Source organism: Micromonospora sp. S4605 (genome assembly GCF_003176715.1).
Classification (GTDB): Bacteria; Actinomycetota; Actinomycetes; order Mycobacteriales; family Micromonosporaceae; genus Micromonospora; species Micromonospora echinaurantiaca.
The window spans coordinates 1-1,447 of the sequence record NZ_QGSW01000236.1; the positions used below are offsets into that span (position 1 = coordinate 1).

Annotated in this window: 1 protein-coding gene; it reads right to left on the reverse strand. The window is 70.2% G+C overall.

What is annotated here, in order from left to right:
* Positions 1 to 12: 12 nt before the first annotated feature.
* On the reverse strand, positions 13 to 1,329 hold the full coding sequence (locus tag DLJ47_RS20355) for an ISL3 family transposase (RefSeq protein WP_109901707.1): 1,317 nt from the start codon (positions 1,327 to 1,329) through the stop codon (positions 13 to 15).
* Positions 1,330 to 1,447: the final 118 nt, after the last annotated feature.

Sequence of the window (1,447 nt, forward strand, 5' to 3'; positions counted from 1 at the left end):
GGCTCATCGAACTTAAGCGGGGTTGAGGTGTCCGCGGTGGCGTCGGGTGGTCGCGGTGCGGGTGCGTAGCCGCTGATTCTCGGGGTTTCGGAAGCCGTAGGCGTCGCGGGCGACGGTCTTGATGACCCGGTTGGTTCCTTCCGAGCCGGCGTTGGTGATGCCGGTGGTCAGGAACGCGAGGATCTGCGGCCACCAGGTCTCGATGGTGGTGGCGAGCCGATGGAGTTCGGGCAGATCAGAGCTGGCGCAGCGGGTGTAGAAGCGGCGTAGCAGCCGGTGGAGGTGTTCCCGGTCGCGGTGGGCGCGGGCGGTCGCGAGCAGGTCGAGCAGGTCTTCCTTGGCGTTCCATGCGGTGAGGATCGGGGCGCCGATCCTGGCAGGTAGGGCCTCGAGAGTGTCGACCAGGCGGTCGACGTGCTTGCCGGGCATCCGAGCTGCCGAGCGGGTCAGCCGGTTACGCATCCGCCATTCGGGGTCGCTGCCGCGACCTCGACGCCCGCGCTGGCTGAGCGTGACCCGACGGCGGACCTCGGTGACGGCCCGGTTGGCCAGTTGCACGACGTGGAAATGGTCGACGACCAGCAGCGCGTGCGGCAGGACCTGCCGGATCGCGGCCTTGAACACGGTGCACATGTCAATCGCCACCGCACGGATCTGCTCGCGCCAGGCTGGTGAGCGAGCGGCCAGCCAGCCGGAGACCGCGGCGGTGGTACGGCCTTCGACCTGGGCCAGCAGCCCTTGGCCGCCGGACAGATCCACGAAGCCGACGTGCCACCGGTCCGCGGTCGTGGTCCACGAGGTGGCCTGTTCATCCCAGCGCCAGTGCGGCTTGCCCCGGCGGACCTCGTCGATGCCGAGCACCGCGACCGGCTCCGGCTCGGCCGGCAACACCGCGGTGGCGTGAGTGGTGAACGCGGCCGCGACGACCGGCCACGAGATGCCGTGATCGCGGGCCGACTGCACCACCGTGCGGCCGCCGTCGGCGACCGCCGCCCCCGCCGCCTGCCGCAACCGCATGGTCAACCGGGCACGAGCCGGGACCTGCGCGACCTGCTCGGTGAACGACTTACGCGCACAGGCCGGCGTCGGGCAGTACCAGCGCCGTTTGCGCCAGCGCAGTCGCACCGGCCGCCCGGCGACTGGCAGGTCCCGCGGCCGGGTAGTGGCCCACTGCTTCACCCGGACCGCCCGCTGTCCGCACCCCGGGCAGCATCGCGCCTGCTCACAACCGGTGGACAAGTCCACCACCGGAACACCGGTGGCGTCCAACTCGACCCGCTCGACCACCAGGCCGTCCAGCCCCAGCAGCCGGGTCGTATCGTTGACCATGCTCGCAGCTCTTCACTTGTGACCATCCGAACTCGACACTCAGATGATCACCGATGGGCTGCGAGCCCTTCACATTCGGGTCGCCCCAGCCGAAAGCCCCGCTCAACTTCGAAGAGCC

What these genes read in the sequence shown, in the direction of transcription:
- DLJ47_RS20355 (WP_109901707.1), bottom strand. Translation starts at nt 1,329, where the DNA reads ATGGTCAACGATACGACCCGGCTGCTGGGGCTGGACGGCCTGGTGGTC.